General features: G+C 64.3%; 21 protein-coding genes. 11 read left to right on the forward strand and 10 right to left on the reverse strand.

The window, feature by feature from the left end:
* Positions 1-3 precede the first annotated feature (3 nt).
* The 7 genes from ACT6Q8_RS20240 to ACT6Q8_RS20270 all read left to right on the forward strand — a co-directional run bounded on the left by ACT6Q8_RS20240 (position 4) and on the right by ACT6Q8_RS20270 (position 6,729).
* Complete coding sequence (locus tag ACT6Q8_RS20240) at positions 4-864, forward strand: prephenate dehydratase (protein ID WP_444733947.1); 861 nt, start codon at positions 4-6, stop codon at positions 862-864.
* A 54-nt stretch (positions 865-918) separates the two neighbouring features.
* Positions 919-1,164 (forward strand): hypothetical protein, encoded by a 246-nt coding sequence (locus ACT6Q8_RS20245; protein ID WP_444733948.1) that lies wholly within the window; start codon positions 919-921, stop codon positions 1,162-1,164.
* A gap of 115 nt (positions 1,165-1,279) precedes the next feature.
* Positions 1,280-2,641 (forward strand): hypothetical protein, encoded by a 1,362-nt coding sequence (locus ACT6Q8_RS20250; protein ID WP_444733949.1) that lies wholly within the window; start codon positions 1,280-1,282, stop codon positions 2,639-2,641.
* Between the two features lie 145 nt (positions 2,642-2,786).
* Positions 2,787-3,791 (forward strand): hypothetical protein, encoded by a 1,005-nt coding sequence (locus tag ACT6Q8_RS20255; protein WP_444733950.1) that lies wholly within the window; start codon positions 2,787-2,789, stop codon positions 3,789-3,791.
* A 104-nt stretch (positions 3,792-3,895) separates the two neighbouring features.
* Positions 3,896-4,504, forward strand: coding sequence for a hypothetical protein (locus ACT6Q8_RS20260; protein WP_444733951.1), 609 nt, complete (start codon positions 3,896-3,898; stop codon positions 4,502-4,504).
* Complete coding sequence (locus ACT6Q8_RS20265) at positions 4,501-5,685, forward strand: flagellar motor protein MotA (RefSeq protein WP_444733952.1); 1,185 nt, start codon at positions 4,501-4,503, stop codon at positions 5,683-5,685. Before ACT6Q8_RS20260 ends, ACT6Q8_RS20265 begins: the two co-directional genes overlap by 4 nt.
* 3 nt (positions 5,686-5,688) lie before the next feature.
* The gene (locus ACT6Q8_RS20270; protein ID WP_444733953.1) at positions 5,689-6,729 is read left to right on the forward strand and encodes a peptidoglycan -binding protein; all 1,041 of its coding nucleotides are present in this window, start codon (positions 5,689-5,691) and stop codon (positions 6,727-6,729) included.
* A gap of 7 nt (positions 6,730-6,736) precedes the next feature.
* Here the strand turns inward: ACT6Q8_RS20270 and ACT6Q8_RS20275 are convergent, their stop codons facing one another.
* From ACT6Q8_RS20275 to fabI, 7 genes are all read right to left on the reverse strand, one after another.
* Complete coding sequence (locus tag ACT6Q8_RS20275) at positions 6,737-7,279, reverse strand: hypothetical protein (RefSeq protein WP_444733954.1); 543 nt, start codon at positions 7,277-7,279, stop codon at positions 6,737-6,739.
* A gap of 34 nt (positions 7,280-7,313) precedes the next feature.
* The gene (locus tag ACT6Q8_RS20280) at positions 7,314-7,847 is read right to left on the reverse strand and encodes an SRPBCC domain-containing protein (protein WP_054169016.1); all 534 of its coding nucleotides are present in this window, start codon (positions 7,845-7,847) and stop codon (positions 7,314-7,316) included.
* A gap of 14 nt (positions 7,848-7,861) precedes the next feature.
* Positions 7,862-8,209: an ArsR/SmtB family transcription factor gene (locus ACT6Q8_RS20285; protein WP_054169015.1), complete on the reverse strand. Its 348-nt coding sequence runs from the start codon at positions 8,207-8,209 to the stop codon at positions 7,862-7,864.
* A 73-nt stretch (positions 8,210-8,282) separates the two neighbouring features.
* A complete protein-coding gene (locus ACT6Q8_RS20290) occupies positions 8,283-9,140 on the reverse strand; it encodes a phytanoyl-CoA dioxygenase family protein (RefSeq protein WP_444733955.1) in 858 nt (285 codons plus the stop codon).
* Positions 9,141-9,210: 70 nt separating this feature from the next.
* The gene (locus ACT6Q8_RS20295) at positions 9,211-9,639 is read right to left on the reverse strand and encodes a cupin domain-containing protein (RefSeq protein WP_054169013.1); all 429 of its coding nucleotides are present in this window, start codon (positions 9,637-9,639) and stop codon (positions 9,211-9,213) included.
* A 76-nt stretch (positions 9,640-9,715) separates the two neighbouring features.
* The gene (gene aroC, locus ACT6Q8_RS20300) at positions 9,716-10,801 is read right to left on the reverse strand and encodes a chorismate synthase (protein WP_054169012.1); all 1,086 of its coding nucleotides are present in this window, start codon (positions 10,799-10,801) and stop codon (positions 9,716-9,718) included.
* 7 nt (positions 10,802-10,808) lie between these two features.
* On the reverse strand, positions 10,809-11,663 hold the full coding sequence (gene fabI / locus ACT6Q8_RS20305; protein ID WP_444733956.1) for an enoyl-ACP reductase FabI: 855 nt from the start codon (positions 11,661-11,663) through the stop codon (positions 10,809-10,811).
* A gap of 108 nt (positions 11,664-11,771) precedes the next feature.
* Between fabI and ACT6Q8_RS20310 the strand changes: the two genes are divergently transcribed.
* The 3 genes from ACT6Q8_RS20310 (at position 11,772) to ACT6Q8_RS20320 (ending at position 16,773) form a co-directional block, all read left to right on the forward strand.
* On the forward strand, positions 11,772-13,034 hold the full coding sequence (locus tag ACT6Q8_RS20310) for a YihY family inner membrane protein (protein ID WP_054169011.1): 1,263 nt from the start codon (positions 11,772-11,774) through the stop codon (positions 13,032-13,034).
* 324 nt (positions 13,035-13,358) lie between these two features.
* Complete coding sequence (locus ACT6Q8_RS20315) at positions 13,359-16,286, forward strand: TonB-dependent receptor domain-containing protein (RefSeq protein ID WP_444733957.1); 2,928 nt, start codon at positions 13,359-13,361, stop codon at positions 16,284-16,286.
* Positions 16,287-16,467: 181 nt separating this feature from the next.
* Positions 16,468-16,773 (forward strand): hypothetical protein, encoded by a 306-nt coding sequence (locus tag ACT6Q8_RS20320; protein ID WP_444733958.1) that lies wholly within the window; start codon positions 16,468-16,470, stop codon positions 16,771-16,773.
* A gap of 5 nt (positions 16,774-16,778) precedes the next feature.
* On the opposite strand, the gene ACT6Q8_RS20325 is transcribed toward ACT6Q8_RS20320, so the two are convergent.
* The 3 genes from ACT6Q8_RS20325 to ACT6Q8_RS20335 form a co-directional block, all read right to left on the reverse strand.
* On the reverse strand, positions 16,779-18,602 hold the full coding sequence (locus ACT6Q8_RS20325; protein ID WP_444733959.1) for a tetratricopeptide repeat protein: 1,824 nt from the start codon (positions 18,600-18,602) through the stop codon (positions 16,779-16,781).
* Between the two features lie 9 nt (positions 18,603-18,611).
* The gene (locus ACT6Q8_RS20330; protein ID WP_444733960.1) at positions 18,612-19,100 is read right to left on the reverse strand and encodes an RNA pyrophosphohydrolase; all 489 of its coding nucleotides are present in this window, start codon (positions 19,098-19,100) and stop codon (positions 18,612-18,614) included.
* 80 nt (positions 19,101-19,180) lie between these two features.
* Positions 19,181-20,431 carry a pentapeptide repeat-containing protein gene (locus tag ACT6Q8_RS20335; protein ID WP_444733961.1) on the reverse strand — a complete coding sequence of 417 codons (1,251 nt, stop codon included), beginning with the start codon at positions 20,429-20,431 and terminating at the stop codon, positions 19,181-19,183.
* Between the two features lie 358 nt (positions 20,432-20,789).
* On the opposite strand from ACT6Q8_RS20335, the gene ACT6Q8_RS20340 reads away from it, so the two are divergent.
* A complete protein-coding gene (locus ACT6Q8_RS20340; protein WP_444733962.1) occupies positions 20,790-24,287 on the forward strand; it encodes an indolepyruvate ferredoxin oxidoreductase family protein in 3,498 nt (1,165 codons plus the stop codon).
* Positions 24,288-24,391 lie beyond the last annotated feature (104 nt).

Genomic DNA, 24,391 nt, shown 5'->3' on the forward strand with positions numbered 1-24,391 from the left:
CTCATGCCCGCCTCCACCATCGCTTATCAGGGCGCACCCGGTGCCAATTCCGACCTGGCCTGCCGCAGCGTATTTCCCGACATGGTCACGCTGCCCTGCGCCTCGTTTGAGGATGCGTTTGCCGCGGTGCATGAGGGTAAGGCCAAGCTGGCCATGATCCCGGTGGAGAATTCGGTCGCGGGCCGCGTCGCCGATATCCACCACCTGCTGCCACATGGCGGGCTGCATATCATTGGTGAGCATTACCAGCGCGTGGTCCACTGCCTGGTCGCACCGCAGGGCGCGACGATGGATGGGCTGACCGAAGTTCACTCCCATATCCAGGCCCTGTCCCAGTGCCGCAATTACCTGCGCGAACGTGGCCTGAAGCCCGTGAATAACGCCGATACGGCGGGTGCGGCTGCCGATGTGGCCCGCTGGAACGACCCGACCAAGGGGGCCATCTCGTCTGATCTGGCCGCCGAGATCTATGGTTTGCAGGTGCTGGCCAAGGGGATCGAGGATGCGACCCACAACACCACCCGCTTCCTGATCCTGGCGCGGGAGCCCAGCGTGCCGGAACGCGGCACCGACAGCGTCACCACCTTTGTCTTCCGCGTCCGGTCACGTCCGGCAGCCCTCTATAAGGCGCTGGGCGGGTTTGCGACCAATGGCGTGAACATCACCAAGCTGGAAAGCTATCTGGTGGATGGCCGTTTCACGGCGGCGCAGTTCTATATCGACGTTGAAGGCCATCCGGAGGAACGCTCCCTGCGGCTGGCCATGGAGGAGCTGGGCTTCTTCGCCAGTGAGGTGAAGTTCCTGGGCGTCTATCCGGCCCATCCGTTCCGCCGTGAACAGCAGCAGATGGGCGGCGGTATCTGATTGCGGGAATGACGGCTGGTGCCTTAACCTGTTGGTACCAGCCGGGGAGAGATTATGGACACCCACCTGATTCTGCTGATCGCGCCGACGATGACGGCCCTTGTCTTGCTGTTTGCACCGCAATGGCAGGCCCGGCATATCGAACGCCGCATGCGGGCAGGGGATGACCGTTACCTGGATGAACAGCGCTCCTACCGGGCCTATCCATGGCAGTGCAACCCGCAGATTTTGCGGATTGTGGGGGCCGTCCTGCTGCTGATGGAAGCTGTATATCTGGGGCTTTACTGGCTCAATCCGTGATTTCTCGGTGCCGTCCCGGAAACGCTGCTGTTCTGTCTCAATTCCGCCATTCGTGGCACGCCAAATGGGGTAGCCGGCGGATGGCGCCGGTGACTGCCTTCCGGGGCCAATAATCATGCGAAGCCGTTTTCTGCCCGTTTCATTCGCCGCTGCCCTGTTGCTGGGGCTTGGGGCCTGTGCCGCCGATCCCGCCATCAAGGAAGGGGAGATGCGCAACCGCCAGATCGCCGCCGGTTCCTGGCGCCTATCGGAACTGCGCCTGGTCTGCATGGGCAATCCCGATGCCGGGATTCCGGGCCGCGCCCTGACGGCGGATGAGGCGGCGGAACAGCTGCGGCTGGTTCTGGAACTGTCGTCCCTGGCCCCGGACATCTGGCCCAATGTTCCGCTGTCCAGCCCGCGTGTGGAGGAATTCCGCCGCATCTGCGCCGGTGACCCGGCCACCAACACCCCGGCCCGCGCCCTGACCCCTGACGAGCGCAAGGAACTGCTGTCCTTGATGGTCAGCACACCTGCTACCCTTCCGGCGGTGCGCGGCAGCGGGGGCGGATCGGCGGGTGCCATCATCTGGAGCGATAGCGGTGCTGGCGGCTCCGGCGGGGGCTATTATGAGGAAACCTACCGCGATCCCGACTATGACCGGATGATCTGGGAGCTGGAGCGCGACCGGGCCCGGTGGGATGCCTATCTGTGGGAACAGCGCCGCCGCGAACTTTATTGGGAACATGAGCGTCGCCGCCGCGAATGGGAGCGTGACCGGGCGCGCTGGGAACGGGACCGCGACCGGGATCGGGCCCGCGCCGAACAGGATCGTCGCCGGGCGGAGGATGCCCGCCGTCGTGCGGAAGAGGAACGCCGCCGGGCTGAGGATGAACGCCGCCGCTACGAACGTCCGCCCATCGTGCAGCCGCCGCCGCGTCCGTCCGATGACGACATGCGCCGTCGCCGGGATGCCGAAGAGGCCGCCCGCCGCCTGGAAGATCAGCGCCGCCGGGCACAGGAAGAAGTGCGTGGCCGCGACGACGACCGCCGCCGCGAGGCCGAGGATGCAGGTCGCCGTCTGGAAGAACAACGCCGCCGGGCAGAGGAACAGCGGCGTCAGGCTGAAGGCGACGCACGCCGTCAGGCGGATGATGATCGCCGTCGGGCCGCCGAGGAGGGTGCGCGCCAAATGGAGGAACAGCGGCGTCAGGCCGAGAGCGATGCACGTCGTCAGGCGGAAGATGCCCGCCGTCAGGCTGCCGAAGAAAATGCACGTCGGATGGAAGATCAGCGCCGTCAGGCCGAGAGCGAAGGCCGCCGTCAGGCGGAGGATGATGCCCGCCGTCAGGCCGACGATGATCGCCGCCAAGCTGCCGAGGAGAATGCCCGCCGTATGCAGGAGCAGCGTCGTCAGGCACAGGAGGAAGCACGGCGTGAGCGGGAAGCCCCCCAGCCACCGCGCAACCAGACCGGTGTTGAAACGCAGATCCCCTGATAGTCGGGGTTCGTTTTAAGAGCTGAGAAAGGGCGATGGAGGCCTTCCATCGCCCTTTTTGCTGCGCTCATAGGTCGAGTGCCGTACCCGCATCTTCCAGATATTCAACTAAACAGATAAATTACCCTATCACTGGATGGGGGTAATGATGAGTGGCGAGGATATGGCTGGTTCGGCAGGCGCCTCGGCGACGGATATCGGGGTGTCATTGCGCCGGGAAGTGGATGCGATGGTCCGCTATATCCTGGGGAATGGAACGTCGATGCCGGCGGATGTGATCGCCCGGCTGTCGATTCTGGATGGGGACGCACCGCCGCCGCTGGCCGATCTGGCGAAACTGCATAATCAGCTGGCGTCGCTGGTGGCGCCGGCCAGTCCGCGTACCATCCACCTGTTGGCCGATGACCCGTTTGCGGGGCGATTCTGGTCCAGCTTCGGTCCCCTGCCGAATATCCGGCGGTTGCTGCTGGCGGCCATTTTCTTCCTGGCCTGTTTCATCATGGCCAGCCTATCGGAGCATATCAACGCCACCACCATACGGCAGGATATCTACACGATTGATTCCGAACATCTGCTGCATGTGTTGATCTTCCTGATGAGTGCGGCGGGGCTGGGGGCGTGTTTCAATGCCCTGTCCACGGCGTACTGGTTCATCCAGGCGGGGACCTATGACCCCAGACTGGACAGTTCCTATTGGATTCGCATCGTGCTGGGCATCATCGCGGGCCTGCTGATCTCGCAGCTGGTGCCGCTGGGTGGGCCGGAAACGCTGGACGCCCAGGGTAATCCCATGGGCGGCAGCACCGCCACCCTGGGCAAGCCGCTCCTGGCCCTGCTGGGTGGCTACTCAGCAAACATGGTAAATTCCGTGCTGCAAAGGCTGGTGGAAACCGTGCAGGCCATGTTCAAGGGCGGTGCCGCCGATACCGCCGCTGCCAATGAGGCCATTGCCCGTGCCAGGGCCGACCAGCGTGTGGAACAGCATAGGCTGTCCATGGCGGGGGACCTTGTGGCCCTGCAGCAGGCCATCAAGGATGGCGCGCCCGCCGACCGGTTGATGGACCTGGCCGGCGGGTTGGTGAAGCAGGTGGCGCCCACCCCTGCCGCATTACCGCCGCCCCCGCCTGCGTCGCCATCCAGAGGCGAATGACCTTATCAAGGGTGGCCGGGGCCGCTTTCGTCCGCTATCGTTCTGCCGGTTGCTGTGGTGCCTGTGACATGGCGCAGCCATAATCCTCCGCTTTCCTGGCCGGCATGATGACGCGCATTCCCCCCCTTTCGACCCTGTCGCTGCTTCTGGCGCTGGTACCCCTGTCCGGCGCCATAGCGCAGAACAGTATCGGGCCATTGCCGGCCAACCCGCCGCCCGCCGCTGCGCGTGCCCCCATCACGGTGCCGGCGACCCCCGACCTGACGCTGCCGCCGACGCCCGGCGTGCCGGATCAGGGCGACATCCCCACAGCACCGGTTTCGGAACTGCCGCCATCCCGCTTCCCCGGTGCCGCCACGGGACCTGAGCCCGCGCGCATGCCGGCGGAGCGCAGCACCCTGCTTTACCCGCCGGGGGCGGAAATCCTGCCATCGGGGACCGATGCCGTGCTGGCCGATATCGTGGCGCGGCTGAAGGCCCATCCGGCAGAACGGCTTGAGCTGCGCGCCTATGCCAGCAGCCAGACGGCTCGCCCCACGGAGGCACGGCGCATCGCCCTGCTGCGCGCCCGCGCCCTGCGGGACCGGTTGGTGCAGCTTGGCCTTGATCCGCTGCGCCTGCTGGTTTTCGCCGAGGCTGTATCGATAGCGGCGGCGGGTACGGCCGCCCCGGCAACGGCCCCTGATCGTGTCGATCTGGTGATCCGCCCATGACGCTTTCCGCTGACCGTCGCACGCCTGCCGCCCCGCCCGACCGTCCGCCCGCCATGGAACCGCCGGCCAGCCGGCCACGCCGGTTCCTGACGCGCATGGCGCTGTTCACCCTGGCCGTGGCACTGATCGCGGCGGTCCTGCTGCCTTCCTTGATCCAGGCGTTTCTGGCCAACCCGGCCCTGAATGGTCTGATCCTGTTCACGCTGCTGCTGGGGATCTGGTTCATCTTCCGGCAGGTCACGATGCTGGGGCCAGAGGTAGCGTGGCTGGAGGCGTTTACGGCCAACCGCGCGCCGGATACGCAGCCCCGGCTGCTGGCCCCCATGGCCCGCATGCTGGGTGAACGCCAGGGCGGACGCTTCACCCTGTCGACGGTGGCCAGCCGGTCCCTGCTGGACGGGGTCGGCACGCGACTGGATGAAGGGCGGGAGATTTCCAAATACCTGATCGGGCTGCTGATCTTCTTAGGATTGCTGGGCACCTTCTGGGGCCTTTTGCAGACCGTCTCCTCCATCGGCACCGTCATTTCCGGCCTGAGTTTCGACAATGCCGACGTGGCGGGTGTGTTCGGCAATTTGCAGGCGGGCCTGTCGGCCCCGCTGTCGGGGATGGGCATGGCCTTCTCCTCCTCCCTGTTCGGGCTGGCAGGCTCGCTGGTGCTGGGGTTCCTGGAATTGCAGGCGGGGCAGGCGCAGAACCGGTTCTACACGGAGCTGGAGGATTGGCTGGCCGGCATTACGCGGCTGTCCAGCGGGGCGCTGGGCGATGTGGAAGCGGGTGGCGGGTCCGGTGGGGCTGCGTCGGTTCCCGTCTATATTCAGGCCCTTCTGGAACAGACGGCGGAGAATATCGAACGGCTGCAATTCACCATGGCCGGGGCGGAGGAGGGGCGGAAGCTCCAGAATCAGCAACTGGTGCAACTGACGGAGCGCATCGCCGCCCTGACCGACCAGATGCGGACCGAGCAGCAGGTGATGCTGCGGCTGGCTGAAAGCCTGTCCAATGGCGGCGGCCTGGGTCTTGACGAGGCGACGCGCGCCCATATCCGCAATCTGGAACTTTACACCGCTCGCCTGCTGGAGGAGACGACACAGGGGCGCATCCAGTCCACCCAGGAATTGCGCAGCGAGATCAAGATCCTCGCCCGGACGGTGGCGGCATTGGGCGATACGGAGCGCTGATCCATGGCCTATGTCCGGCGACGCGGGTCACGCGGGGAACAGGTGGACATCTGGCCCGGCTGGGTGGACGCGCTGTCCAGCCTGACCATGGTGGTGATTTTCCTGCTGATGGTGTTCGTGCTGGGTCAGTTCTATCTGACCAGCGCCTTGCAGGGCCGCGACAGGCAATTGGCCGATCTGCAAAGCCGGGTGGCACAGCTGGCCGACGCCCTGGCCCTTGAGCGCGACAGCAACGCCCGCATGCAGGCCGATTTCGGGCAGTTGACCGACCGGTTGCGCGCAACCCTGGCTGAGAAGGAGGCGCTGCAGGTCCGTCTTGATGCCATGGGCGGGACGGCGGATGCGGCGGCCACCGCGGATGAACGCGTTGCCGGCCTGACCAGGGACCTGGAGGAAGAACGCAAGATCAGTGCGGCGGCCCGCAACGAGGTGGCGCTGCTGAACCAGCAGATCGCCGCCCTGCGTGCGCAGTTGCAACAGCTGGTGACCAGCCTGGATGCATCGGAAGCGAAAGCCAAAGAGCAGGAGGTGCAGATTGCCGAACTGGGCAAGCGCCTGAACGCCGCCCTGGCCGGCAAGGTGGCGGAACTGGCGCGGTTCCGGTCTGAATTCTTTGGCCGGCTGCGCGAGATCCTGGGCAACCGCGATGATGTGCGCATCGTGGGCGACCGGTTCGTATTCCAGTCGGAAGTGCTGTTCGATAGCGGCTCCGCAGAGTTGGGCGAGGCGGGGCAGGTGCAATTGGGCCGGCTGGCCAAGACCCTGCTGGAGCTGGCGGGCCAGATGCCGGCGGAGATCAACTGGATCCTGCGCGTCGATGGACACACCGATATCGTGCCGGTCAAGTCCGGACGCTGGGCCAGCAATTGGGAACTGTCGACGGCGCGCGCCATCTCCGTCGTGAACTTCCTGGTCGAGATGGGGGTGCCACCGGAAAGGCTGGCCGCCACGGGCTTTGGCGAGTTCCAGCCGCTGGAGCCGGGCAACAGCCCGGCCTCCCTGGCGCTCAACCGGCGGATCGAGTTGAAGCTCGACAGCCGGTGACCGCCCGTTACCGGGCCTTGGGGAAGGGCGGCAAGTCCGCCGTCGCCGCCTCGCGATAGGTGATGGTGTGGCCCGGCGTCCATTTTCCGTCGGACAGGAACTCCGCCTGATTGGTCAGGACGCCATCCTTCAGGGTCAGGGTGGAGCGTACCTTGCTGATCTTGGGATGGCCGGCCACATCCTCCTCGGCCACCAGCTTGCCTGGCCCGTCGGCGCGCATCACGCCCTGGGTGTGGAAACCGGCGGTCGTGAAATAGTGATAGATCATGGTCTTGGCGCCCTTGTCCCAGAAAACCAGGGTTTCCCCGCCATAGGAAAGGTCGCCCAGAATGTGGGTGATGCGCACCGCCTTGCCGCCCAGCGCCCATTCCCAGCGCGACTGATCCACCATCGGCTTGCCATCGGGGCCGGTGCCTTCGCCCCGCCAGCTTTTGCCGACGATGCCGGCAATATCGGCGAAAGGATCGGCATCCGCCGCCTGTGCCGGGGCGTGGCCCAGCAGCATGGCGAGGATCAGGCCGAAGGCGGCCAGCCAGTTGCGCATGGTCATGTCTTTCTCCCTGTCTTTGGTTGTTATTGGGGTTTCAGCCGGCGTCACGGTCCTGCAAGGGCCAGTTTTCCGCCAGGGTGCGCTTGGGCAGGACGAAGCCCATCACGCCGAACATCGCGTACATCACCCGCGTGCCGAAGGGCACGGTGCCCGTTTCCACCACGGATTTCAGGTTGGCCAGGATGTTGGTGCCACCCTGGTCCATTTCCTTGGCCGTACGGGTGCCGTGGGGAATGTTCTCCACGGTCAGGGTGACCTCCACGACGCCGTCTCCTTGCGGGAACAGTTCATAGATGACGGTACAGGGGGCATCGTCGAACTGTGTGAAGCGGAACGTGTGGGCAAAGCGGCGGGGCGGGTCATATTCCAACACCTCCCCCACCACCAGGGTGCGGCGGCGGTCGGCGGTGCGCATCTGTACCGCCGCACCGGTGTGAAAGCCGGTATTGACCATCAGGGCGTTGAACACCGCCTGCTGCGGACTGTCGGTCTTGGTCAGTTCCCGCCAGATGGCCTCTACCGAGCCTTTGATTTTGGTACGGAATACCTTCTTGTTCTCATCCCCCATGATATCTCCCCCTGTCATGAACCCGTTTCGATCTTGTCCTTCAGGTCCAGCAGCTTGCCGGCCCAGAAATCATCAAACTCATCCGACCAGCGACGGTGGATGGCGCGCAGCGGCAGGGTGTTGACGTAAAGCCGCCGCTCCCGCCCCGCCTTTTCCGATACGACCAGATCCGCCTCTTCCAGAACGCGCAGATGCTTCAGCACGCCAATCCGGCTCATCTCGAACGCGGACAGAAGGTCGGCGACGATGCAGCCGGGGTTGCCCCGGATCAGGTCAAGCAACCGCCGCCGTTCCCGACTGGCCAAAGCCTGGAACACCGCATCGGTCGCCGCCTCATCAAGCTGGTACAGATCATCCCTCATAGGTAACCAGTAGGTTACATATTTGGATGCGAGTCAAGGGGGCTGTGTCGCCCCCTGTCAAAAGCGGGAAGGATCAGGCGAAGCCGCGCGCCGGGTCGTGGGCGGGGCGTTGCAGCCAGTTGCTGGCCGGGTAGTCGCAGGCGCCATCCACCACATGGATCGTATAGGCATGGCGTGACCGGTCGGACCGGTTCGGCCCGGACAAATGCGGCAGCAGGCCGTGCAGCAGGATCAGGGTTCCGCGTGTGGCCGGCAGCGGGACATAGCCGTTTTCGGGTGTGCAGTCGGGCCAGGGGCTGTCATCCAGCACCTCCATCGACACCCCGCCATCGGCGGCACGGTTGAAGCGCTTCTTCAGCCCAGCCTTGTGCCCGCCGGGCAGGGCCCACATGCAGCCATTATCCAGGGACGCATCCTGCACCGCGAACCAGAAGCCGACCACGCTCATCGGTTCGGTGTAAAGGAAGGTGCTGTCCTGATGGCAGACCACCTCGCCGCCGATATGCGGTTGCTTGAAGATATACATGGACTGCATCAGCAGAGGCCTTTCCATGCCGATATCGCCGGCAATCGCGCCCAGGCGGGCATCGCGGGAAAAGCCGTCGAAGACGGGGTCACGGTCATGCATGGCATGGCCGATCTTGTTGATCGACAGATGTTTTTCCTGACGCAGACGGCCCGCCGCATCAAACGCCTCTTCCTCAAAGAAGAAGCGGATCTGGTTGCCCGATGACATGAAATAATCGTCGGACGTCTTCTGCTGGTTCACGGTGGAGAAGATGGAGGCATGCGCGTCGGCGTCGAACCCCTCGACCAGCCGTCCTGCCTGCGCCATCAGCGTGTCACAGGCGGCATCGCTGGCAAAGCCCGGCAGCACCAGGAACCCGTCCCGGTGATAGGCGTCGATCTGGTCTTGGGTCAGGTGCGGCATGGCGGGGTCATCGGTGGTGGTTGGAACGGTTGCCGCATCCTAGCGCATGGTCACCCGGTACCGGCAATCCTCAATAATGCCCATCGCTGTTCTGCGGCTTTTCCACCCGCATCTGACCGTCGGCCCCCAGATAGATGGCCAGGATTTTCACCGGGTTCTTCCCCAGGTTGCGGCCATTGTGCCAGACGATGGTTTCCACAAAGGCATCCCCCGCCTTGAACACACGGTCCGGCAGCCCCTGCGCCGACACTGTCACCTCCCCGGATACGATATAGCCGACGACGGGCATGGGGTGGCGGTGCAAGCCCGTCTCCCCGCCAGGCGCCAGTTCCACCAGCAGGGCGGAGATACGGGCCTGCCCGTCTGGGTATTTCAAAGGCTTGCCGTCACCGGTGGTGACAGTGTCCAGCAATGTCTGCGCCGTCAGGCCGGTGGCATCGGCGAGTGCGGTGGCCGGCGAAAGCAGCAATCCGGTCAGCAGAAGGGCGGCAGCACGCATTATCATCATCCCCGTCGTTTATTGTGCAGGGATGATACAGGAAACCGGTGGCCGCACGCGCCCTGTCTGGAAGAGGTTACTGCCCCAAAGCGCGGGCGCGCAGGAAATGGTCGGCCAGGACGGTCGCCATCATGGCCTCACCCACCGGTACCGCGCGGATACCGACGCAGGGATCGTGGCGGCCCTTGGTCAGGATATCCGCTTCGTTACCGAAACGATCCACCGTCTGACGAGGTGTCAGAATGGAGGACGTCGGTTTGACAGCGAAACGAACCACGATATCCTGGCCCGTGGAGATGCCGCCCAGAATGCCGCCGGCATGGTTGGACAGGAAATGCGGCTTGCCGTCCGGGCCGACCCGCATCTGATCGGCGTTTTCCTCGCCGGTCAGGGACGCGGCGTCGAACCCGGCGCCGATTTCCACGCCCTTGACGGCATTGATGGTCATCATGGCCTGGGCCAGATCGCTGTCCAGCTTGTCATAGATCGGCTCGCCCCAGCCGGCGGGGACGCCGCTGGCCACGACCTCGATCACCGCACCGACCGAGGACCCGGCCTTGCGGATGCCGTCCAGATACTCGGCCCATTGTTCGGCCATCACGGGATCGGGGCAGAAGAACGGGTTCTGGTCCACTTGTGTCCAGTCCCAGCGCGACCGGTCAATCTTCAGCGGTCCCATCCGCACCATAGCGGCGCGGATACTGATGCCGCCACCGGGCGCGGTTTCCAGCACGCGGCGGGCAACGGCGCCGGCGGCTACGCGGCTGGCCGTTTCGCGGGCGGATGAACGGCCGCCGCCGCGATAATCCCGGATGCCGTATTTGGCATCATAGGTGAAGTCGGCATGGCCGGGGCGGAACTTGTCCTTGATGTCCCCGTAATCCTTGGACCGCTGATCCTCGTTCTCGATGAACAGCATGATGGGCGTGCCCGTGGTCATTCCCTCGAACACGCCAGATTTGATTTGCACGCTGTCCGGCTCGCGCCGCTGCGTGACATATTTGCTCTGGCCGGGCTTGCGCTTGTCCAGAAAGGTCTGGATGAACGCCTCATCCAGGGGCAGGCGCGACGGCACCCCATCCACGATGCAGCCGATGGCCGGGCCATGGCTTTCGCCGAAGGTGGTGAACCGGAACAGGGTACCGAAGCTGTTGCCCGCCATTTTGAAATCAGCCCTCGCCCATGCCGGCCAGCAGCTTGCCCGTCTCCACGGCGGCGTCGACCTGCACCATGCCCACGGTGTGATAGCCGCTGTCGACATGCAGGTTTTCACCCGTCACGCCGCTGCCCAGATCGGACAGCAGGAACAGGCCGGCATTGCCGACCTCCGTGATGGTGACGTTGCGGCGCAACGGCGAATTCAGCTCGTTCCACTTCAGGATATAGCGGAAATCACCGATGCCGCTGGCGGCCAGCGTCTTGATTGGGCCTGCGGAGATGGAATTGACGCGGATGCCCTGCGGGCCCAGGTCGTTGGCCAGATACTTGACGCTGGTTTCCAGCGCCGCCTTGGCCACGCCCATCACATTATAATGCGGCATCACCTTTTCCGCCCCGTAATAGGACAGGGTCAGCAGGCTGCCGCCTTCCTTCATCAGCGGCACCGCGCGCTGGGCCACGGCGGTGAAGGAGTAGCAGGAAATATCCAGGCTCTTCAGGAAGTTGCCGCGCGTGGTATTGAGGTACAGCCCGTCCAACTCGTTCTTGTCGGAAAAGGCGATGGCATGCACCACGAAATCCAGGCCGCCCCACTTTTCCTTGATCGTTTCGAAGGCCGCGTCAATGCTGGCTTCATCCGTCACGTCACAGGGCAGCAGGATATCGGAACCAACCTGATCGGCCAGCGGCTTCACGCGCTTCAGAAGGGCGTCGCCCTGATAGGTGAAGGCCAGTTGGGCCCCGTGCTGGGCGGCAACCTGGGCGATGCCCCAGGCGATGGAACGGTCATTGGCGACACCCATGATGAGGCCGCGCTTGCCGGCCATCAGGCCGCTGCTGATCTGGGTGGTGGCGTTATTCGTCATTCTCTTCTCTCCGCCATGGCCGGTCGGCCATAAATCGGGGCGCATCCTACACGAACGAAGTCGAGGGTCAAACGCATGGCAGGCGGGTCAGGGTTTTCAGGGACAAAGATGCGCAACCTGTTGCGGCTGCTGCGTGACGGGCACACCATCCTGGCCCATGCTGCCCGCCGCTTTGCGCGCGACAAGGGCTTCGTGTCGGCGTCCGCCCTGACCTATACGACGCTGCTGGCCCTGGTGCCGCTGCTGACGGTGGTGTTCGCCATCTTCACGGCCTTTCCCGCCTATCGGCGGCTGCGGCAGCAGGCGGAAACCCTGCTGTTCCAGAATCTGGTGCCGCAGGTGGGCGATCAGATCCAATCCTATGCCGGCACGTTCGTGGCCAAGGCGGGCGCCCTGACGGGCCTGGGCGTGGTCGGTCTGACCATCACGGCCATCCTGCTGTTCTTCTCCATCGAAGGGGCGCTGAATTCCATTTGGCGGGCCGCGGAACCGCGCCCGCTGCTGACACGGCTTCTGTCCTTCTGGGCCGTGCTGACCATGGCGCCGCTGCTGCTGGGGGCCAGCCTGTCGCTGGGTCTGGGCGCCCTGGCCCGGATGAAGGCGGATGGCGATCCGGGACTGGCCTTTGCCCTGTCCCTGGTGCCGTTCCTGTTTGAAACGGCGGCTTTCACCTTGATGTATGTGGCCATCCCCAACCGGGAGGTGGCCTGGAAGGATGCGCTGGCCGGCGGGGCTGTGGCCGGGCTGGCGACAGAGCTTGCAAAGACCGGCTTCTCCTTCTACCTGACCCTGTTTCCGACATATGAGGCGATCTATGGCGCCCTGTCGGTGGTGCCGACCTTCCTGCTGTGGCTCTACCTGCTCTGGTCCGTGGTGCTGTTCGGTGCCGAACTTGCGGCGTCGCTGCCGGAATGGCGGGCGGGGCGGCTGAACGGGGAGGAAGGGGGGCTTGCCACGGGGCAGCGCCTGATGGTGGCGCTGGCCGTGCTGGATGCCCTGTATCAGGCCAGCCGGCACGGGGTGGGATTGAAGCGCGAGGCGCTGTCGCGGCGGGTTCCGGTGGGTGGGGCCGTGATCGATGACATGCTGGAATCCTTGCGAAAATCCCACTGGGTGGAGCGGTCGGGACGCGGCGCCTGGATGGTTTCGCGTGATCTGAACCGGGCCAGTTTGGCCGATCTCCGCCTCGCACTTGACCTCGCGATTCGTGGCGAGAATGTCATGGTGGAGCGTCTGGATACGGGTTGGGCGGCCGACACGGCCGGATTGATCACAAATGCCGAGCAAGCGGGTCGCGAAATGCTGAACGTTTCGCTGGCAACGATTTTTGCGTCGCAAAATGACCGGAAGGGCCCGCCGGAAGCGGCCTGAACCCTTGAAACCCGCCTGTTACAAGGCGGTACCCTGCTGTCACACTGGTCGGCGCCGCCGAGGCGCGGAATCTCTGCCTTTCGGCCTATACAAGTGCAAAGATGCAACGGTCCTCCGCAATGTTGAGTCACCAATGTGAAACACCTATTGCAAGCGCGAGAGAATAGATTGTTATTTGCGGGCAGCAGCTATGCGGCTCATCGCGACCTTGGTCTCCAGACCTGATGGAAACGGTGGGTGGTTCCGGCCCTGAACGGGGGTCTGGAGTCTGGGGCAACCCAATCGGTGTCCACCAACGGGCACCTGGAAAAGGGAAAGAGATAGATGAAGCAGTCCGTATATTCCGCGCGGTCGATCCGCGGCCTTCTGATGGCCGGCGCCGCTGTGAGCGCCGTCGCCATGACCGCCGCTCCGGCCATGGCCCAGGAGATTGAAGAGATCGTTGTGACCGGTTCGCGCATCGCGTCGCCGAACCTGGTCTCGACGTCGCCGATCACCGTGGTCGGTCAGGACGAAATCAAGTACCAGGGCACGACCCGCGTCGAAGACCTGGTCAACAGCCTGCCGCAGGCTTTCGCCAGCCAGACCAGCCAGGTTTCGAACGGCTCGACCGGTACCGCCACCATCGACCTGCGTAACCTGGGTCCGACCCGTACGCTGGTTCTGGTCGACGGTCGCCGTCTGCCGCCGGGCTCTCCGGGTTCGGGCGGTTCGGCCCCCGACATCAACCAGATCCCTGGCGCTCTGATCGAGCGTGTTGAAGTGGCCACCGGCGGTGCCTCCGCCGTGTACGGCTCCGACGCCGTCGCCGGCGTTGTGAACTTCATCATGAAGGACGATTTCGAAGGCGTCGCCTTCGACTATCAGTTCTCCTTCTACCAGCATAACAACAACAATGATTTCGTGCAGAACACCGTTCGCGCACGTAATTTCCCGCTGCCCGACGATAGCGTCACCGACGGCTTCACCCGCGACGCCACCGTCGTGATGGGTGCCTCCACGGAAGACGGCAAGGGCAACGTGACCCTGTATGCTGGCTACCGTAAGATTGATGCCATCCTGCAGTCCGAGCGTGACTATTCCGCTTGTACGGTCGCCGCTGCTGGCGCCGCCTGGGCTTGCTCCGGGTCCGGCACGACCTTCCCGACCCGTATCCTCGCCACCGCCATCGGCGGCGGTACCGCTCCGGGCGATGCCCAGGTGCGTGCTGACGGCAGCGTCTCGGCCTATTCCGGTGCAACCGGCGCCTACAATTTCGGTCCGCTGAACTACTACCAGCGTCCGGACGAGCGCTACACGCTGGGTGCGTTCGGCAAGTACGAGATCAACGAGAACGTCACCGCCTACACGCAGCTGATGTTCATGGACAACCAGACGGTTGCTCAGATCGCGCCGTCGGGTCTGTTCGGCGTCGGCGCGACCATCCGCTGCGACAACCCCATGCTGACCGCCACCCAGCGCACGCAGTATTGCGGCTCGCTGGCCGGCACCTCCAGCACGGTTGACATGACCCTGCTCCGTCGTAACGTCGAAGGTGGTGGTCGTCAGTCCGACCTGCAGCACACTTCTTGGCGCATGGTTGGCGGCTTCAAGGGCGATGTCGCTGGTTGGGACTATGACGTTTCGGCTCAGTATGCTCGCGTCAACTTTGCCCAGACCTACTATAACGACTTCTCCATCAGCCGCGGCACCCAGGCTCTGGATGCTGTTCGTGATGCCGCAGGCAACATCGTTTGCCGCGATCAGTCGAACGGCTGCGCTCCGTACAACATCTTCACGCCCGGTGGCGTGACGGATGAGGCTCTGGCCTTCCTGCAGACCCCCGGCTTCCAGCGCGGTTTCACCGAGCAGAAGATGGCCTCTGGCTCCGTGTCCAAGGACCTCGGCGATTACGGCCTGACCCTGCCGACGGCATCCACGGGCATCGCCATCGCCGTTGGTGCGGAATATCGTGAAGAGTTCCTGCAGCGTACGGTCGATACCGCCTTCGCGACGGGCGACCTGGCTGGTCAGGGCGGTCCGACGCTGGGTGTTGCCGGTGGCTTTGACGTCACGGAACTGTTCGGCGAAATGCGCGTTCCGCTGATTGAGGACGCTCCGTTCGTCAAGCAGTTGACCCTGGACCTGGGCTACCGTTATTCGGATTACTCGAACTTCGGTGGCACCGACACCTATAAGGTGGCTGGTGACTGGGCACCGATCGACGATCTGCGTATCCGCGGCAGCTACAACCGCGCTGTTCGCGCTCCGAACGTGCAAGAACTGTTCACGCCGCAGGGCCTGGGCCTGTTCAACATGGACGAGGATCCCTGCGCCGGCGCTACGCCGACCTTCACGGCCGCTCAGTGCGCCAACATGGGCGTCTCCGCCGCTCAGTATGGTCGCATCATCGACAACACCGCTGGTCAGTATAACTCGCTGGACGGTGGTAACCCGAACCTGCAGCCCGAAACCTCCGACACCTACTCGATCGGTTTCGTGGCCACGCCGGAGGCCATCGAAGGTCTGACGCTGACCGTCGATTACTTCAAGATCAAGATCAAGGACGTTATCTCGACGGTGCCGTCGGCTCTGGCCGTCAACCGTTGCGGTACCACCGGCAACGCAGCCTTCTGCTCCCTGATCACCCGCGACCCGGTCACCGGTTCGCTGTGGCTGGGGACGACGGCCAACGTGCTGGCGACCAATGTCAACATTGCTTCGCTGTCCACCTCGGGCATCGACGTTGACCTGGGTTACCGTTTTGACCTGGACGATGTCGGCGTGAACGACATGGGCTCGGTGGCGTTCAGCTTCGTTGGTACCTGGATGGATACGGCTTCCAGCGAGCCGCTGCCCGGCGAAGGCACCTACGACTGCGTCGGTTTGCACGGCGCGAACTGCGGCGTTCCGACGCCGGAATGGCGTCATCGTCTGCGTACCACGTGGGCGACCCCGTGGGATGCCAACATCTCCGTGTCTTGGCGTTATGTCGACTCGGTCATGGCCGAAGGCACTTCGTCCAACCCGCTGCTGTCCGGCAACGTTGCCGCGCTGAACCGCAAGTTCGATGCGTACAACTACTTCGATCTGGCCGCTACCTACAGCCCGATCGAAAACCTGTCCTTCTCGGCCGGCGTGAACAACGTGTTCGACAAGGACCCGCCGCTCTCGGGCGTGCTGGCTGCCGTGTTCGGCAACGGCAACACCTATCCGGGCGTGTACGACTCGATGGGCCGTTACGTGTTCATGGGCGCCCAGGTCAAGTTCTGATCTGATCGTCTCTGAATGTGAGTATGGGAATGGCGGGGCTTCGGCCCCGCCATTTTCATTTGGGGTTTCGGCCTGAAATGGTCACAGGGTTTGGCGCTTTCCTGCCGCCCCGCCGCCCTATTCCAGCCGTGAACGGGCGTCAGCGTGTCTTCATGTCCATGGCAGTGGATAGGATATGAAGATGAAACGCATGCTTTCCCTGGCCGCCCTGGCGGCAGCCCTGATGTCCCTGACCCCGGCTGGGGACGCGCTGGCAGGTGGCCGTCACGACCGTGACCGGCAGCACCACCATCATCATTATTATGATCGCGGGTATGATCATCGGGGTGGTCGACATCACCACCACCATTATCACCGGCCGCCCCCGCCGCCGGTATATTACCATTACTACGCACCGCCGCCGCGTCCGCCGGCCACCATCATCTACCGCGACTATGGCCGTGGCCCGTCGCTGGTTCTGGATGTTGAGATCGGGCGCCGGCGCTGAGATGTTCAGGCCGGGACCAGATCAAAGGCGATGGTGATGCGCGGTATCTCATCTTGAAACGGTACGGTCCCGTGCCAGAAATAGGATGGGAACAGCACCAGCCGGCCCGGCTTTGGCTGTACGGCGTGCAGGGCGGGCAGGCTGACCTCCGGTCCCAGATTGGGAACGCCAAAGGTCAGCCACCCCGACTGGTCACCCGCGTCGGCAGCTGGCGGCACCTGCAGGTAATAGACGCCGCTGATCCAGCCTTCGGGATGGATATGGTGGGTATGGAAACCACCATCGCGCAGGCGTGACGACCAGGAGCCGGCAAAGGCCAGCCCCTTGCCCCGTCGCCCGAAATAGCTGTGCTCCGGGCTGTCCGGCATCGCGTCGACATAGGCGCGCACAGTAGCCAGAATCTGTTCACGCAGGGCCACGATGGGTGCGTCGTCGCGTTGCGCGAACAGATTGGCGCTGGTCTGCGTACCCTTGCGCAGGGTTAGATGGATCGGCTCGTTGACCGTATCGTGCAGCCGGTCCAGCAGCGTCAGTGTTTCGGCCACAAACCTGTCCAGATCGGCCCAACCCTGGGGGGCGGGCAAGTCGAACACGGCGACACAGTAATCGATCTCGTCATCATCGCTATCGCCATCCAGCCGCCCGAGCGTGCCGAGCAGGGCCAAGCTATACTGGTCATAGGGAAAGGCCGTCAGCGTGCGCCGCGCCGCGTCGCGCGCACCCGACCGGTCGCCGGACCGCAACAGGGCCAGGGCAAGGTCATTATGCAGGGACAGATTGTCGGGATGCGCCCCCAGCAACTGCCGCAGCAGCGGGATGGCTTCTGAGGGCCGGTCGGCCCGCAGCAGCAGGCTGGACTGACGGCGCAGCACCGACGGATCGGTTGGGGCCAGCGACAGGGCCAGGGCACAATTCTGCATCGCGGCATCGACGAAGCCGAACTCGGCCTGCAGTTCCGCGGCGATATCCAGGGCGCGGGCCGATTTAGGCTGGGCCCGCATGACGGCATAGATCGCGTCGAACACATTATCCAGCCGCCCCAGGGTCCAGAGGCGGCGGGCAAGGTTGCGGTGAGCATCCCGGTCCAGCGGGTCATGCTGGATCGCGGTCTGGAAGGCCTGGATGCTTTCCTCATGCCGGCTCAAATCGCCCATCAGATTGCCCAGCAGCAGCCAGGCATCCTTTGATTGCGGGGCGACCGCCACAGCCCGCCGCACAAGCGGCTCCGCATCGGCATAGCGATGTTGCCGGCGCAGGATGGAGGCAAGGTTGATCAGAACCAGGGGATGATCGGGCGCCAGTGTGCGGGCCCGGATCAGCGCCGCTTCCGCCTCTGCCAGCTGCTCTGCATCGCCATGGATAAGGCCCAGCATCAATAAGCTGGGCAGATGCTGGGGCGAGAGTTTCAGGGCGGCGGCACAGACCTTCTGCGCCTCGTCCAGGCGCCGCATCGCATGCAGTGCCTTGGCCCGATGATACTGGAACTCCGCATTTCCCGGCATGAGGGAGATGGCCCGGTCGTAACAGGTCAGGGCATCGGCGGCCCGCTGCTCGCCCAGATGCAGATTGCCCAGATTGCTCCACACCCCCGGCTGTCGTGGATTGGCGTCGAGCGAGCGGCGCATGTAATCCACGGCAAGGTCGGGCCGGCCCGCATTTTTCGCCAGCAGGCCCAGAAGCTGCCAGGCGTCGGGATTGCGCGGATCGATGGTCAGCACCTGCCGATAGGCCTGTTCGGCCTGTGCCGCGCGTCCCGCCTTCTGCGCGGCGAGGCCCGCCTGCAGCAATTGCCCGATGCGTTGCGCCGCCGGTCCCGTCAGCCCCGCCATGGCACTGCCTCAGTCCGGAACGGCCAGATGGCCCAGCTCGGCCACCACCTGCTCATAGGTCGCGCGCTTGAAGGGCACGATCAGGCTGGTCAGCTTATGCATCGGCACCCATTGCCAGGCATCGAATTCCGGATGTTCGGTTTCAATATTGATGTCGGCATCCGTGCCCTTGAAACGGCAGGCCACCCATTTCTGGGTCTGGCCCCGGTACCGGCCACCCCAGACCTTGCCCACCAGATGGGTCGGCAGATCATAGGACAGCCACTGTCCGCTTTCGGCCAGGATCACGGCCTTGGCGGTGCCGATCTCTTCCTCCAACTCGCGCAGGGCGGCCTGGGCGGGGCTTTCGCCATCATCAATGCCACCTTGCGGCATCTGCCAGGCATCGGGCGTGTCGGTACGCTTGGCCACAAAGATGTGGCCTTCCTGGTTGATCAGCATGATGCCGACACAGGGACGGTAGGGAAGGGTGCTGGGATCGGGCTTGTGCTTCGCCATTTGTCATTCTTTGGATTGCTGTCGCATGCTGGCATGCACCGTATCCCAGGGACAGGGCCGGCGTCACCTGCCGCGATGCATCATTGCCAACGGGCGCGGCGCAGTTCGGGGGCGCTGGTGGCACCGGGATCCAGGCTGGCACCGCGCAGGTCGGTGGCGGCGAAGTTGCCATCGCTGAATTTCGCCCCTTCCAGCCGGGCGCCGCGCAGATTGGCCCCGCGCGCATCGGCGCCGGCCAGATTGGCTTCCCGCATGTCGGCGGGCCAGTCGCGGCCCATCGATTGGCCATCGGCCCCGCGCAAGGGCACAGGCCCGAACTGTGTATCAAGCAGGCTTGCTTCCCGCAGGTCGGTGCGGGCCAGATTGGCGCCGTCAAAGACGGCATCGCGCAGTTCCGCACCCCGGAAGCTGGACCCTGTCAGCTTGGCCATCCGCCACATGGAGCCGCGCAGATTGGCCTTGTCGAAGCGACCATAGGTGATTTCCGATCCCGACAGATCGCAGCCGGTCAGATCGGCCCCGGTCAAGTCGGGCTTCATCAGCACCATACGCAGCCCTTCGCGGCCATTGCTGATGATCCAGCGCTGATGCTGTGCGATGGCTTCGCGGACCTCAGGCGCCAGTTTGCCATGGTCGGCGCTGAAGACGGCGCCATCGGTGTAGGCGGCCTTGAAATTGGCGGCGTCGGGCGGGACGTTGCGCAGCCGTGCATCGCGCAGGTCGGCACGGGCAAAGTCGGCGCCGGTCACCTGGGCATTATCCAGGATTGCTGCCTTCATCTTGGCGTCGGCAAAGCTGGTGCCGCGCAGGTCGGCCCCCGACAGGTTGGCGGCGAAAAGATGCGCCCCTGACAGGTTGGCGCCGGCCAGATTGACATTGCGCAGGTCCGCACCGGACAGGTCGGCCCCAGCCAGCGAGGCGTTGGACATGTCGGCGCCGGCCAGATTGGCCGTCTGCACCACCTGCTGCTTCACCTTGCCGACCCAGATGACCAACTGGCCCTGGCGCAGATCGGCCCGGTCGAAACAGGCGCCGCGCAGGTTGGCGCCGGCCAGATTGATGCCGCGCAGATCGGCGCTGACCAGACTGGCCCCCACCATGTCGGCACGCGCCAGATTGGCCCCGAACAGGTCCGTCCCGTCCAGATTGACGACACGCAGGACGGCATCTTCCAGGTTCACGCCGCTCAACAATGCATTGCGCATGTCGGCGTTGGGCAGGTTGGCGCCGCGCAGATCCTGTGATTTCAGTTCCAGCCGCTTGCCGCCCGGACGCCCTTCCAGAAAGCGCTGATGCAGGGTCAGTGACTGCTGAAGGTCGAAATCCGCCACCGCCGTCCTTTCTCTGCAATGTTGCCGATTTATGCTCTTCTGGAAACCTGATTACCACGAAAGAGGGTTAACAGGCCCACCCGATTCCCCTGCCCGAAAGCATAGATCGAGCCGCCCGTGACCCGGTCCGGGGCGGCGCGCGAATCGGTCAATGCCTGACGCGGTGCGATACCGCATTGCAGCAGTAATAATGCACCTGAAACCCTGGAAATCCATGCACGAAACCACGCGTCACAGGATCAGTTTTGGATCGAAAATAAGTCAGTAGCATTGACCTATTTTCCTGGTTACGGTCTGTGCAGGACAGGGTCAATAATCGGACCTAACATAGCGGTCCGATAGGGGAGGGTATTAAGAAATGGCCAACGCCGCCCGCACGCTTGCGACCGTCGCGCTCGACGACAAATATACCCTCCAGCAGGGCCGGGCCTTCATGACCGGCACCCAGGCGCTGGTGCGTCTGCCCATGCTGCAGCGGCAGCGGGATCAGGTGGCGGGCCTGAAGACGGCGGGCTTCATTTCGGGATATCGCGGCTCGCCGCTGGGTGCCTATGATCAGGCGCTGTGGCAGGCGCGGAAGTTTCTGGCCAAGGGCGATATCCATTTTCAGCCCGGCGTGAACGAGGAACTGGGCGCCACCGCCGTTTGGGGCAGCCAGCAGGTGAACCTGTGGCAGGGCGCCAAGGTCGATGGCGTGTTCGGCATCTGGTACGGCAAGGGCCCCGGCGTGGACCGGTCCATCGATGCCATCAAGCATGCGAACTTCGCCGGCACCAGCCGGCATGGCGGCGTTCTGGCCTTTGCCGGTGACGACCATAGCTGCAAATCCTCCACCCTGCCGCACCAGTCGGATCAGGCCTTCATCCACGCCTTCATGCCGACCATCAACCCGGCCGGCGTGCAGGAATTCCTGGATCTGGGTCTGATCGGCTTTGCGCTCTCGCGTTACTCCGGTGCCTGGGTGGGCTTCACTTGCATTGCCGACACCATCGATACGACGGCCATCGTCGATATCGATCCGTCGCGCATCATCATCAATGAACCGACCGACTTTGAGCTGCCGCCCGGCGGGCTGAACATCCGGCTGCATGACACGCCGCTGATTCAGGAAGCCCGCATGATCGATTGGAAGCTGGACGCCGCCCGCGCGTTCGCCCGCGCCAATCGTCTGGACAAGGTGGTGTTCGGCCATGACGCCCCGCGCCTGGGCCTGGTCACCATCGGCAAGTCGTACCTGGATGTGCGTCAGGCCCTGGATGAGCTGGAAATCAGCGAGGAGATGGCGCGGGAATGGGGCCTGGGCATCTATAAGGTGGCCATGGCCTGGCCGCTGGAACCGCAAGGCATGCGCGCCTTTGCCCAGACCACCGAGGAACTGCTGGTGGTGGAGGAAAAGCGCTCCGTCCTGGAAAGCCAGATCAAGGAGCAGCTGTTCCACTGGGACCGCCGCCCGCGCGTGCTGGGCAAGACCGATCATACGGGCAAGCCGCTATTCACGGAAAAGGCCGAGCTGAACCCCGTGGATATCGCCCGCGTCCTGGCCGGGCGTATCCTGTCCTTCGGCCCCAATGATTATGTGTCGGAGCGGCTGGCCCGCATGGAGCACCGGGTGCGGCAGAACACGCCGTCATCGACCACGGTGCGCACGCCCTTCTTCTGCTCCGGCTGCCCGCACAATACCTCCACCCGCCTGCCTGATGGCAGCCGGGGTCTGGCCGGGATCGGCTGTCACTACATGGTCACCTGGATGGGCCGCAACACGGAAGTGTTCAGCCAGATGGGCGGCGAAGGGGTGCAGTGGATTGGGCAGTCACCATTCTCTGGCGAGGAGCATGTGTTCGCCAATCTGGGCGACGGCACCTATTTCCATTCCGGTATCCTGGCCGTGCGCGCCGCCGTGTCGGCCAAGGTCAACATCACCTACAAGATCCTCTATAACGACGCTGTCGCCATGACGGGCGGGCAGCCCGTGGACGGCACGCTGTCCGTCTATGACATCGCGCAGCAGTTGGACGCCGAAGGCGTGAAGCGCATCGTGGTGGTCAGCGACGGGCCAGAGAAGTACGGCCTGGGCCGCGGCCTGCCGCACGGCACCAAGATTTTCCATCGTGACGACCTGGATCAGGTGCAGCGCGACCTGCGCCAGGAGAAGGGCGTCACGGTCATCATCTATGAACAGACCTGTGCCGCCGAGAAGCGTCGCCGCCGTAAGCGCAACAAGTATCCCGATCCCGCCAAGCGCGTGGTGATCAATGAGCTGGTCTGCGAAGGCTGCGGCGATTGTTCGGCCAAATCCTCCTGCCTGTCGGTGGTGCCGGTGGAGACGGAGTTCGGGCGCAAGCGTCAGATCGACCAGTCCAGCTGTAACAAGGATTTCAGCTGCCTGAAGGGTTTCTGCCCCAGCTTCGTGACGGTTGAGGGCGGCAGCTTGAAGAAGCCGAAGCCCGCGGCGGCCAAGGGCGACGATTGGGGCGTGCTGCCGGAACCGGCGATCCCGACGCTGGATAAGCCCTGGAACATCCTAGTCACCGGCATCGGCGGGACGGGCGTGGTCACCATCGGCGCCATCCTGGGCATGGCCACCCATCTGGAAGGCCGTGGCTTCACGGCCATGGACATGGCCGGTCTGGCGCAGAAGGGCGGGTCGGTGACCAGCCATCTGCGCATCGCCGAGCGGCCCGGTGACATCCATGCCAACCGTATCGTGGCCGGTGGCGCCGATCTGGTGCTGGCCTGCGACATCGTCGTGGCGGCCAATGCCGACGCCCTGTCCAAGATGGCGCCGGGCCGTACCCGCGCGGTCGTGAATACGGCGGAGACGATGACGGCGGCCTTCATTGCCAATGCCGATGCGACGGTGCCGTCGGGCAGCCTGACCCGCACTATTGCGTCCGGCGTGGGCGGGGCGGAGGCCGTGTCGGCCATCGATGCGCAGAAGATCGCCACCGCGCTCTGTGGTGACAGCATCGCCACCAACATGTTCATGCTGGGCTATGCCTATCAGCAGGGGCTGGTCCCGACGACGGCCAGCGCCATTGAAAAGGCAATCGAGCTGAACGGCGCGGCGGTGAAGATGAATACCGACGCCTTCCGCTGGGGCCGTCGCGCCGCCATCGACCTGGCCCGTGTCATCGATGCCGCCATTCCCAAGCAGGAAAAGGCGAGTGCCTTCGGCCATCGCCGTGCGTCGGAAACGCTGGCGGAAATGGTGGAACGCCGCATCGCCTATTTGGCCGACTATCAGGATGCTGCCTATGCCGGCCGGTACAAGGCCATGGTGGACAGGGTGCAGGCCATGGAGGCCGAGCGCACGCCGGGCCGCGACGCCCTCTCTCGCGCGGTGGCCCGGTATCTGTTCAAGCTGATGTCCTACAAGGACGAGTATGAGGTGGCGCGCCTTTACAGCGATGGCCGTTTCCAGGCGCAGGTCGCCAGCCAGTTCGAGGGCGATTACAAGCTGAAGTTCCATCTGGCCCCGCCGGCAACATCTGCCCGCGATCCCATCACCGGCCACCTGAAGAAGCAGGAATTCGGGCCGGCCATGATGCTGGGCTTCAAGATGCTGGCGAAGATGAAGGGCCTGCGCGGTGGCAGCTTTGATATTTTCGGTCGCAACCCGGAACGCGTGATGGAGCGGCAGCTGATCACCGACTATATCGCGGTGGTGGAAGAACTGCTGGCCGGCCTGTCGCCCGCCAACATGCATCTGGCCGTCGATATCGCCAGCATCCCGGAGAAAATCCGCGGCTTTGGCCATGTGAAGGAAGAACATCTGCACAAGGCAAAGGCGGAGGAAGCGGAGCTTCTGTCCCGCTGGCGCCGTCCGATATCGCCGGTCAGTGCAGCGGCGGAGTGAGAGAGGCTGCGGGGTCGGGTTGCCCTCACTCTCCCGTCGACTAACGCCGACGGGCCCCTCCCTCTCCCACCTTCGTGGGCGAGGGTATAAATTACATCCCTCGC

The sequence above is a fragment of the Niveispirillum sp. genome, from assembly GCF_052437035.1.
GTDB lineage: Bacteria > Pseudomonadota > Alphaproteobacteria > Azospirillales > Azospirillaceae > Niveispirillum.

Coding starts and splice junctions, on each gene's coding strand:
- ACT6Q8_RS20290 (WP_444733955.1), bottom strand. CDS start 9,140: ATGCCGCACCTGACCCAAGACCAGATCGACGCCTATCACCGGGACGGG.
- ACT6Q8_RS20260 (WP_444733951.1), top strand. CDS start 3,896: ATGATGACGCGCATTCCCCCCCTTTCGACCCTGTCGCTGCTTCTGGCG.
- aroC (WP_054169012.1), bottom strand. CDS start 10,801: ATGGCGGGCAACAGCTTCGGTACCCTGTTCCGGTTCACCACCTTCGGC.
- fabI (WP_444733956.1), bottom strand. CDS start 11,663: ATGACGAATAACGCCACCACCCAGATCAGCAGCGGCCTGATGGCCGGC.
- ACT6Q8_RS20295 (WP_054169013.1), bottom strand. CDS start 9,639: ATGCGTGCTGCCGCCCTTCTGCTGACCGGATTGCTGCTTTCGCCGGCC.
- ACT6Q8_RS20270 (WP_444733953.1), top strand. CDS start 5,689: ATGGCCTATGTCCGGCGACGCGGGTCACGCGGGGAACAGGTGGACATC.
- ACT6Q8_RS20265 (WP_444733952.1), top strand. CDS start 4,501: ATGACGCTTTCCGCTGACCGTCGCACGCCTGCCGCCCCGCCCGACCGT.
- ACT6Q8_RS20310 (WP_054169011.1), top strand. CDS start 11,772: ATGCGCAACCTGTTGCGGCTGCTGCGTGACGGGCACACCATCCTGGCC.
- ACT6Q8_RS20285 (WP_054169015.1), bottom strand. CDS start 8,209: ATGAGGGATGATCTGTACCAGCTTGATGAGGCGGCGACCGATGCGGTG.
- ACT6Q8_RS20280 (WP_054169016.1), bottom strand. CDS start 7,847: ATGGGGGATGAGAACAAGAAGGTATTCCGTACCAAAATCAAAGGCTCG.
- ACT6Q8_RS20275 (WP_444733954.1), bottom strand. CDS start 7,279: ATGACCATGCGCAACTGGCTGGCCGCCTTCGGCCTGATCCTCGCCATG.
- ACT6Q8_RS20325 (WP_444733959.1), bottom strand. CDS start 18,602: ATGGCGGGGCTGACGGGACCGGCGGCGCAACGCATCGGGCAATTGCTG.
- ACT6Q8_RS20250 (WP_444733949.1), top strand. CDS start 1,280: ATGCGAAGCCGTTTTCTGCCCGTTTCATTCGCCGCTGCCCTGTTGCTG.
- ACT6Q8_RS20245 (WP_444733948.1), top strand. CDS start 919: ATGGACACCCACCTGATTCTGCTGATCGCGCCGACGATGACGGCCCTT.
- ACT6Q8_RS20255 (WP_444733950.1), top strand. CDS start 2,787: ATGATGAGTGGCGAGGATATGGCTGGTTCGGCAGGCGCCTCGGCGACG.
- ACT6Q8_RS20240 (WP_444733947.1), top strand. CDS start 4: ATGCCCGCCTCCACCATCGCTTATCAGGGCGCACCCGGTGCCAATTCC.
- ACT6Q8_RS20320 (WP_444733958.1), top strand. CDS start 16,468: ATGAAACGCATGCTTTCCCTGGCCGCCCTGGCGGCAGCCCTGATGTCC.
- ACT6Q8_RS20340 (WP_444733962.1), top strand. CDS start 20,790: ATGGCCAACGCCGCCCGCACGCTTGCGACCGTCGCGCTCGACGACAAA.
- ACT6Q8_RS20330 (WP_444733960.1), bottom strand. CDS start 19,100: ATGGCGAAGCACAAGCCCGATCCCAGCACCCTTCCCTACCGTCCCTGT.
- ACT6Q8_RS20315 (WP_444733957.1), top strand. CDS start 13,359: ATGAAGCAGTCCGTATATTCCGCGCGGTCGATCCGCGGCCTTCTGATG.